Genomic DNA, 8,582 nt, shown 5'->3' on the forward strand with positions numbered 1-8,582 from the left:
GTCGTGGCGGGTGGCATAGGTGGTGGCTGCCGCCCAGACCCCACCCGGGCTGGCCAGCAGGGCGGTGATCGCCAGGGCAGGCCCAAGGCAGTGGTGGCTCATCGCGACGGCAGCCAGCGGCGTCCAGTGTCCAACCGGATGTGTTCCTCTTGCTACACCAAACGCGAGGCGCTCGGCCAGGATTCAGCCATGGATGGAGAGCCCCAGTGACTCGACGACGCCTCCAGCGCCAGCTACCGGGCGAAACCCGCCACTGGCTCGAGTGCCGCCTGCACGCCCTCGAGAGCCATGAACGATTCGAGGAGGCCTATGCCCTGCGCATGGAAATGGCTGAGTGGCTGCTGGAGGGTGGCCACGATGAACCGGTGAACAACCTCACCGTGGCGCGGCTGCTGCGGGATGGAACGGTGTTGGTGGATTCCCTGCTCAGCGACCCGACATAATCACGCCAGAAGGTTTTCCCCCATGACCATCGCCCTGCTGATTGCCCTGGTGGGCTCCCTGGTGCTGATGAACTGGATCGTCAAGAAGCTCAGTAAGGCCTGAGCGAACGGCCCCGCCAGGTCCAGCCCCGGCCGGTGCTCGTTTTCCAGATCGAGACCGGAGCGATCGCGGCAATCACCAGACCCCCCAGCCAGGCCAGCCACCAGTGGCGCAGGCCGAGCCCGAAACGCCAGCGGCTCCAGAGCCTGACCGCCAGCTGCAGGGCCACTCCCACCAGGGCCGGCGTGAGCAGTGACGGCCAGTTCAACGGCAGCTGGATCGCCTGCAGCCCCGCCAGCAGCAGCAGCAGCCAGGGGCCGCTGAACAGGCCCAGAACCACGGCGCCACTGGCGAGGGTGAGCAGCGGGTTGCGGTTCAGTCCCAGATGCCAGTTCTTGGTCCAGCCCTCCCAGAGCGAGCCGAAATCGGGATACATGCGTAGCTCCAGCAGGTCGATGCCGAGCAGGTAGCGCAGGCTGAGGCCCCGCTGCTTGATCGCCCGCGCCAGGGCCAGATCCTCCACCACCTCCGCCGCCAGGGCTCGATGACCCCCGATGGCCTCATAGCTGGAGCGGCGGAAGAGCATGAACGGACCGGCGGCGAAGGCGGTGGGGTCGTCGGGATTGTTGGCGCGGGCGATCGGAAAGCCCAGGCCCAGCAGCGCCACCACGATCGGTTGCACCACCCATTCGGCCAGGCAGCCGCAGCGGATCCGCGGGGCGAGGGGGAGCAGATCGGCCCCGCTGCGGCGGGCTTCGGCCACGGCACTGGCCAGGGCCGGCGGCGCCACGGTCACATCGGCATCGATGAACAGCAGCCACTCCGTCGCGGCGGGGTCCGGATCGGGAGTGGGGCGCTGGGGCAGCAGTCGCACCGCTTCACTGCAGGGCAAGGTCTTGCCACTCCAGCGCTCGCCGGCTGGGCGGGGCCCGCAGCGCAGCACCTCCAGGGGCGGGGATGGGAACGCTCCGGCTTCGATCAGTGCCTCCAGCCCCTCGACGGTGCTGTCGCTGGAGTCATCGTCAGCCACGACCAGCCGCCAGTTCATCCCCCCCAGCTCACTGGCGAGCAGGGCGCCCACGCAGCTGTTGATCCTTGTTGCCTCGTTGTAGGCAGGCACGATCACGCTGAGGATGTCGCGACCGTTGGCTTCTTTACCCCCCTTCGAAGCGCCCGCTGGGGTGGCCCCCAGGCGCGGAGCGCGGCCCATGGTGAGCTCCAGTGCCAGCAAAAGCACCAGCAGCCCGAAGGCCGCGAGCCAACCCGCCGCCAGCAGCAGCTGAAGCGCGATCGCCATGGTCATCGGGCCCAGCCCAGGGGCGCCCACTCTCGCCGCTCATCCCGAGCTGACCCGGCTCAGCCGTCGTCTTCAGCCTTCCGGGCTTCGGCCACCAGCCGTTGCACCCGCTCCAGCACCGACTCGTTGCTCATGCGGTTGTTCAGGCGTTCCACCAGCAGCGGGAACGCGAAGGGACCCGGCCGTGGTGTGCGCTCCAGCAGTCGCTGGGCGCGGCTGAGGCGCTCGAGGGCCTGGCGCAGGCGACCCAGTTCCAGCTGCTCATCCATCACTTCGCGGCGGGCCTGCTCCAGCAGAAGGTTGCCGGGTTCATGGCGGTTGAAGACATCGAAGAGCAGGGCAGCGCTGATCTGCAGCTGACCGCCGCTCTTTTTCTGCCCCGGGAAGCCATTCACCACCAGGCCGGCAATCTGGGCGATGGACCGGAAGCGGCGGCGGCAGAGCTCCGAGAGGTTGATCGAGGCCTCCAGATCCGCTTCGAGTTCCGTCTGATCAAGCAGGGCCTCGTTCCACTCGTCGTAGAGCGCTTCGAAGGGATAGCCGCGGGGGGCCAGCAGCTCAAAGCCGTAGTCGTTCACCGACACCGTGATCGTGGCCGACTGGATCCGCGTCAGGCGGCCGGCCCAGAGGAAGCCCAGCCCCTCATGCACGAAGCGCCCCTCGAAGGGGTAGGCGAACAGGTGGCTGCCCTCACGGCTGCGGGTCACCTCCACCAGGAACTGATCTTCCCGCGGCAGGCGCGAGAGGTCGGCCTGGCGGCGCAGCAGGGGCTCCAGGGCCCGCAGTTCAGCCGTGTCGAGCCGGTGATCTTCTGCGCTGGCTGCCGCCGGATCCGCCGACTGGATGGCGCCGGCACAGCGGTGCACTTCCCGGCGCAGGTGAACGCTGAGCAGATCGGAGAGGGCCATCTGGCCCCCGGCCCAGGCGGGCACCGTGCGGCTCTTGCGGGTGCTGGCTTTCACCAAGGCGGTCATGTCGCGCAGCCGCACGAACTCCAGCTGCCGCCCGGCGAAAAAGAACACATCACCCGGCTTCAGGCGCGAGACGAACCCTTCCTCCACATGGCCGAGGGTGGCTCCGCGCACCACCTTGACGCTGATCGAACTGCTGGAGGTGATCGTGCCGATTCCCAGTCGGTGCAGGCGGGCGATGGCGGGATCCTTGACCCGGTACAGGCAGGGCTCCTCCCGCTCCAGCTTGCGGAAGCGGGGATAGGCGCCGAGGCAGTCGCCGCCGTGCTCCAGAAAGCGCAGGCACCACTGCCAGCTGGAGTCATCGAGGTTGCGGTAGCTCCAGCTGCTGCGCACCCGCTCCAGCTCCCGCTCCGGATCGAAGCCCGGCCCGCAGGCTAGGCTGGTGAGGTGCTGCAGCAGCACATCCAGCGGCGCCACCGGCGGCCGGCGGGTTTCCACCAGCCCCTCCCCCAGTCCCCGCCGCATCGCCGACACCTCCAGCAGCTCCAGGGCGTTGGTGGGCATGAACAACACCTGGGAGGTGCCACCGGGGTTGTGGGCCGAGCGGCCGGCCCGTTGCAGCAACCGGGCCAGGTTCTTGGCACTGCCGATCTGCACCACCCTCTCCACCGGCTGAAAGTCGACCCCCAGATCAAGGGAACTGGTGCAGACCACCCAGCGCACGTCCCCCGCCTTCACCCCGGCTTCGATCGCCTCGCGCTCGGCCCGGTCGATCGAGCCGTGATGCAGGGCCAGACCGTCCTCCATCTCGGGACAGGCGTAACGCAGGCACTGGTGCCAGCGCTCCGCCTGGTTGCGCGTGTTGGTGAACAGCAGGGTGGAAATGGCCGGATCCAGGGCCGCCACCAGCTGCTCGTACATGCGCAGGCCCAGGTGGCCCCCCCAGGGGAAGCCGTCGATCGACTCCGGCAGCAGGCTGCGGATCTCCGTGCCCCGTCGCACCCGCGCCCGCACCAGCAGGGGGTCCTCTGTCGCCCCAACCCCCACCGCTGCACGGGCGGCCTCCTCCAGGTTGCCGATGGTGGCGCTGATCGCCCAGGTGCGCAGCCCCGGGCGCTGCCCCCGCAGCCAGCTCAGGACCAGCTCCGTCTGGGTGCCGCGCTTGCTGCCCATCAGCTCGTGCCATTCATCCAGCACCACTGCTTCGAGGCCCGCGAACAGCTGCGGAGCCGCCCGGTTCGCCAGCAGCACCGAGAGCGATTCCGGCGTGGTGATCAGGATCTGGGGTGGCTGAGCGAGCTGACGGCTGCGTTCGCTGCTGGCGGTGTCGCCGTTGCGAATGCCCAGCGTCAGCGGCCAGCCCATGGCCTCGATTGGCTCGCGGATCGCCAGGGCCAGATCGCGGCTGAGGGCACGCAGGGGCGTGAGATAGAGCAGGCGCAGGCCCTGTCCTGGATTCGCCAGCATGGCGGCGATGGGTCCCATCACCGCCGCATAGGTTTTGCCGGCGCCGGTGGGGACCTGGATCAGACCGTTCTGCCCGTGCAGATAGGCCTTCCAGCACTAACGCTGAAAGGGAAGGGGTCGCCGGCCCTTGTGGCGGAACCAGGCCTCGATCGGCTCGAGTGCAACGGGCTGGGAGGCCAAGGCGCGGGGGTCCGGATCAGGTGGTGAGGATGCCCACCACCACCGCCACGATGGCCAGGATCACAGCCCCCAGCACCACGCCGGCCGCCACGTTGCCCTTGCGGATCTCGGCGCGGTAGTCGATCGGGGAGAGCTTGTCGAACAGCAACAGGCCCGCATAGATGAGGATGACCCCGACGACGGTCCACCCGACCGTCAGCAGGAGCTGGAGCAGGGGTTTGACCATGGCGGCATCCCGAAGCGCCCTTCAGCCTAAGGACCGGTCTGCTGTAAGGCCCGGCCCGGCGGATGTGCGGCGCTGGCCGCTGCTGCTGGGGCTGGTGCCCCTCATTCCTCTGCTGGTCCTGCTGCTCTCGTTGCTGGAGCGGCCCCAGCGCCAGCAGATCGCGGTGGCACCGGAGGAGTCGAGCACCAGTGACCCCCTGCGCCTGGAATCAGGCGGGTTCGGCAGTCCGCTGATCAAGCTGCGGGCCTAGCTGCCCGTGAACAGCTCGATGGGCCTGGGAGTGGAGCTGCTCGATGCCGGCGGCGCCACCGTGCTGGAGCTGGCGAAGGACGGCTGGCGCGAAACCGGCACCTGGTCGGAGGGGGGCGAGAGTGGCCGCTGGGAGGAGAGCGATGACGGGGTGCGGCTGTCGCTGCGGCCGCCGCAAGCGGGGATGTACCGGCTGCGGCTCACGCTCGAGGATCTGCTCGATACGGCTGGCCGGCCTCTGGAGAGCCCCCTGCTGGTGCGGCTGGAGGTGCGCAACCACAGCGTCGATGCGCCGCTGCTGTGGTTCACCGCCCTGGTGACGCTGCTGATGGCGGGGATCGCCATGAGGTCCATCTACCGCAACTGGCGCCTGCGCAAGGTGCTGCGGCTGGAAGACAACCACTTGCGTCTGCGCTGCCGCCTGGGGGGAGCGGGCCTGGTGCGAGTGGAGTTGCGGGCCCGCTATCAGCGTCTCTCCAGCGACGCGGGCCCCCTCGCCCCCCGGCTGCAGGCGGAGCTGCAGCTGGAGGTGAGCGATGCCCTCGGCCGCTCGCGCCTGGGCTTCAAGCGGGTCTTGCCGGTGGAGGCCCATTCCAGCGACGGTGACCACTGGCTGACGGTGGAGGAGGTGCTCCATCTCAAGGTAGACGAGCCCGCCAGCCTCGGGTTGCGGCTGAGGCTGCCCGAAACCATCGCCGATGGCGGTGAGCCCTGGGAGATCGAGTGGATGAGGCTGGTGCTGGAGGACGGCGTGCTCAGCGCCCACCCGGTGGCGGTGCTGACGCTGGAGGCCTGAGATGGCTCCCGAGCGCACATTGATCCTGGTGCTCACCCTCTCGGCGGTGACGGTGGGCACGGTCACTGCGGTCAGCCGGCCCTTTCTGTTCCAGCTGGGGCAGGAGGGGGTGCCGTCAGGATCCAGTGGGGTGAGCTACCGCGGCAGTTACCGGGGCGGCCAGTGGGTGCCCCGCAGCGGTCGCTCCAACTGGCCTGGATTCCAGGGGCGGGGCCCCGGGACGGCCAAGTAGGCATGCCGCCTTTCTCGCCGCTGCAGGTGCGGGTGCTGCTGGCCACCGCCGCGCTCTCTTCCAGCGTGGGGCTGGTGCTGGAGCTGATGCTTGTCACCCAGGCCAGCTATCTGCTCGGCGACGTGGCCCTGGCCACGGGGATGGTGATCGGCACCTTCCTGGCGGCCATGGGGCTGGGGGCCTGGCTGAGCCAGTTCGTGGGCGGCGGCGAGCGGTCCCAGCAGCGGCTCCTGAGTGCCTTCCTGCTGGTGGAGCTCTGCCTCTCTCCGCTCTGCCTGCTGGGACCACTGGCGCTGTTCGCTCTGTTCAGCGTCGATGGCCCGCTCTGGCTGGCCCTGGTGGTGGTGACCGTGCTTGTGGGGGTGCTGGGGGGCATGGAGGTGCCCCTGCTCACCCGGCTGCTGGAGAGCCAGCAGCACCTGCGCAAAGCCCTGGCCCGGGTGCTGGCCCTGGATTACCTCGGGGCCTTGCTGGGGTCCCTGCTCTTCCCGCTGCTGCTGCTGCCCAGGTTCGGCCTGCTGCCCACCGCTGGCCTGCTGGCGATGATGCCCCTGATCAGCAGCGCGGTGCTGTGCTGGGTGTTCCCCGGCTGCCGCCGCTGGCGCTGGCCGGTGAGCGGTGCCCTTCCCCTGGCTGCGCTGGCTGCCTGGGCGTTGGTGCCCCTCGGCAACCGGATCGAGGATGGCCTCTACGACGATCCGGTGGTAGGGCGGGTTCAGTCGCGGCATCAGCGCATCGTGCTCACCAGCCGCCGCGGTGATCTGCGCCTGTTCCTCGATGGGAATCTGCAGTTCTCCAGTCTCGATGAATACCGCTACCACGAGGCGCTGGTGCATCCGGCCCTGGCCCTGCACGGGCGGCCAGAGCGGGTGCTGCTGCTGGGGGCGGGCGATGGCCTGGCGGCACGGGAGATCCTGCGTTGGCCAGGCGTGCGCCGGCTTGATCTGGTGGAGCTGGATCCGCAGATGCTCCAGCTGGCCCGGGCCCATCCCTTCCTGCGCCGTCTGAACCAGGCCAGCCTTGACGACCCGCGAGTGCAGACGCACATCGGTGATGCCTTCGAACTGGTGCGTCGCCTGCCCGGCCCCTACGACGTGGTGATCGCCGACTTCCCCGACCCCGACAGCCCGGCCCTGGCGCGGCTCTACAGCGTCACGTTCTATGGGCGCCTGCTGGGGCGGCTGGCGCCCGCTGGCTTGCTGGTGACCCAGGCCTCCACTCCGTTCTTCACTCCGAAGGTGATGGCCTCGATCCAGGCCACCTTGGCCGAGCTGGATCTGGTCACAAGGCCCTACAGCGTCGATGTGCCCAGCTTCGGGCCCTGGGGGTTCGTGCTGGCCCATCGCCCCGGCCGGCCCTTGCAGGTGGCAACCCCGCCGTTTGAGGGGCGCTGGTTCGATCGCGCCCAGCTGGAGACGCTGTTCGCGCTGCCCCGGGATCTTCGTCCGCCAGGCGATGCGGTGGTGCTGCCGAACCGTCTGACGCGGCCGGTTCTGGATGGATACCAGCGCCAGTCCCTCTGGCGGCAGGACTGATCCCCGCCCGGCGCTGCTCGATAGGCTGATCGCCTCCGGACGTCGGGCTCCGGGCCGAGGCCGTGCCCATGGGCGTCTGGGTTCTGCTGGTGCTGCTGCTGGTGGCGGCGTGGGCCCTGCGCCAGCTGCAGAAGCGACGTCGACGCCCAGCGGCACTACCCCAGGAGCGCACGCTCTTCGACCTGCGCACCGGCGACATCGTCCAGGCCGACGGCCGCGACTGGGTGGTGGAAGACCGCCTGCTCTACGACGAGGAGGGTTTTCAGTGGCTCGAGTATCTGCTCCGCGATGGCAGCGAGGGCCGCTGGCTCTGTGTCTGTGAAGACGACTGGCTGGAGGTGAGCTGGCTGGAGCGGGGCCCGGCTGAGCTGGCCCGCCAGCTGGATCGTCAGCCCCTGCCCTTCCCGGGGACGATCACCTGGGAGGGGGTCACCTACCGGCTCAAGGAACAGGGCCGCGCGGCGGTGAGCTCCGCCTCCCGCACCATGAACCGGCGTCTGAGCGGCTGCCGCTTCGGCGATTACGAGGGTCCCGATGGCCTGGTGCTGTCCCTGGAGCGCTGGGATGGGGGCAGTCCCGGCTCCCGCCCACCGGCCCCTGGCTCTGAGCTCGAGCCCACGGAGAATGAGGCGGAAGTGACCCTTGGCCGCCAGCTGGATCCTGCTTCCCTGGTGCTGCTGCCGGGGGATGGGCGCTCGGTGTACCGATAAGAGGAACTATCCGCAGTGGAAGCTAATTGGGGCCTCCTGAAAAAGCTATTGCTCGGGCCAGCCTCTGATCCAGAGATGCCTGTTCCGTGATCATCTCAGCATGTAGCCAAACTCAGTCCCGATGAAATGAGCAGCGTGGGGCGCCTCTCAGAGGCGATACATACCATTAGCAAGCCTTGGAATATGGCAATCAATACAAAAAGAAGCTCCAGGAGCTTCTCGAGGTTCATGACCAACAGATTCATGGCGATGGTGCAACCTGAGGTCTCGGCCAGCTTCTCACGAACGAGCCCAAGCCCGAAACGGCGTTTCCCTTGGCCGAACTTCCCCTCTACACCGTTGCGTTGCCTCTGATCATCTAGAGCGATCTTCTTCTCTGCAGCGACGAGATCAGGATCATTTTTTGGCCTGCCAAGACGCGGCCCGCTCAAGCGAATTCCATGCCTCATGCAAAAGGCGCGATTGGATCGTGTGCGATAGATCTGATCAGCAC

9 protein-coding genes and 1 pseudogene are annotated in these 8,582 nt (G+C 68.4%); 6 read left to right on the forward strand and 4 right to left on the reverse strand.

The window, feature by feature from the left end:
- Positions 1 to 206 precede the first annotated feature (206 nt).
- Positions 207 to 443 (forward strand): hypothetical protein, encoded by a 237-nt coding sequence (locus KBY78_RS13400; protein ID WP_006170687.1) that lies wholly within the window; start codon positions 207 to 209, stop codon positions 441 to 443.
- A gap of 89 nt (positions 444 to 532) precedes the next feature.
- On the opposite strand, the gene KBY78_RS13405 is transcribed toward KBY78_RS13400, so the two are convergent.
- The 3 genes and pseudogenes from KBY78_RS13405 to KBY78_RS13415 all read right to left on the reverse strand — a co-directional run bounded on the left by KBY78_RS13405 (position 533) and on the right by KBY78_RS13415 (position 4,567).
- Positions 533 to 1,786 (reverse strand): glycosyltransferase family 2 protein, encoded by a 1,254-nt coding sequence (locus KBY78_RS13405; RefSeq protein WP_255143999.1) that lies wholly within the window; start codon positions 1,784 to 1,786, stop codon positions 533 to 535.
- A 53-nt stretch (positions 1,787 to 1,839) separates the two neighbouring features.
- A pseudogene (locus KBY78_RS13410) lies at positions 1,840 to 4,341 on the reverse strand (ligase-associated DNA damage response DEXH box helicase).
- Between the two features lie 16 nt (positions 4,342 to 4,357).
- Complete coding sequence (locus KBY78_RS13415) at positions 4,358 to 4,567, reverse strand: DUF350 domain-containing protein (protein ID WP_255144000.1); 210 nt, start codon at positions 4,565 to 4,567, stop codon at positions 4,358 to 4,360.
- Here KBY78_RS13415 and KBY78_RS13420 point away from each other — a divergent pair.
- From KBY78_RS13420 to KBY78_RS13440, 5 genes are all read left to right on the forward strand, one after another.
- Complete coding sequence (locus KBY78_RS13420) at positions 4,566 to 4,817, forward strand: hypothetical protein (RefSeq protein WP_255144001.1); 252 nt, start codon at positions 4,566 to 4,568, stop codon at positions 4,815 to 4,817. The two genes, KBY78_RS13415 and KBY78_RS13420, sit on opposite strands and share 2 nt — an antisense overlap.
- A 6-nt stretch (positions 4,818 to 4,823) precedes the next feature.
- Positions 4,824 to 5,612, forward strand: coding sequence for a hypothetical protein (locus tag KBY78_RS13425; RefSeq protein ID WP_255144002.1), 789 nt, complete (start codon positions 4,824 to 4,826; stop codon positions 5,610 to 5,612).
- Position 5,613: 1 nt separating this feature from the next.
- The gene (locus KBY78_RS13430) at positions 5,614 to 5,844 is read left to right on the forward strand and encodes a hypothetical protein (RefSeq protein WP_006170693.1); all 231 of its coding nucleotides are present in this window, start codon (positions 5,614 to 5,616) and stop codon (positions 5,842 to 5,844) included.
- 2 nt (positions 5,845 to 5,846) lie between these two features.
- Positions 5,847 to 7,379, forward strand: a complete 1,533-nt coding sequence (locus tag KBY78_RS13435) for a polyamine aminopropyltransferase (protein ID WP_255144003.1) — start codon at positions 5,847 to 5,849, stop codon at positions 7,377 to 7,379.
- A 68-nt stretch (positions 7,380 to 7,447) separates the two neighbouring features.
- Positions 7,448 to 8,089 carry a DUF4178 domain-containing protein gene (locus KBY78_RS13440; RefSeq protein WP_255144004.1) on the forward strand — a complete coding sequence of 214 codons (642 nt, stop codon included), beginning with the start codon at positions 7,448 to 7,450 and terminating at the stop codon, positions 8,087 to 8,089.
- Between the two features lie 95 nt (positions 8,090 to 8,184).
- Here KBY78_RS13440 and KBY78_RS13445 read toward each other — a convergent pair.
- Positions 8,185 to 8,582, reverse strand: a 398-nt coding sequence (locus KBY78_RS13445; protein WP_255144005.1) for a transposase, incomplete at its 5' end; no start/stop codon positions are given.

Source organism: Synechococcus sp. EJ6-Ellesmere (genome assembly GCF_024345875.1).
Taxonomy (GTDB): Bacteria; Cyanobacteriota; Cyanobacteriia; order PCC-6307; family Cyanobiaceae; genus Regnicoccus_A; species Regnicoccus_A antarcticus.

Coding starts and splice junctions, on each gene's coding strand:
- KBY78_RS13405 (WP_255143999.1), bottom strand. CDS start 1,786: ATGACCATGGCGATCGCGCTTCAGCTGCTGCTGGCGGCGGGTTGGCTC.
- KBY78_RS13420 (WP_255144001.1), top strand. CDS start 4,566: ATGGCGGCATCCCGAAGCGCCCTTCAGCCTAAGGACCGGTCTGCTGTA.
- KBY78_RS13415 (WP_255144000.1), bottom strand. CDS start 4,567: ATGGTCAAACCCCTGCTCCAGCTCCTGCTGACGGTCGGGTGGACCGTC.
- KBY78_RS13430 (WP_006170693.1), top strand. CDS start 5,614: ATGGCTCCCGAGCGCACATTGATCCTGGTGCTCACCCTCTCGGCGGTG.
- KBY78_RS13435 (WP_255144003.1), top strand. CDS start 5,847: ATGCCGCCTTTCTCGCCGCTGCAGGTGCGGGTGCTGCTGGCCACCGCC.
- KBY78_RS13440 (WP_255144004.1), top strand. CDS start 7,448: ATGGGCGTCTGGGTTCTGCTGGTGCTGCTGCTGGTGGCGGCGTGGGCC.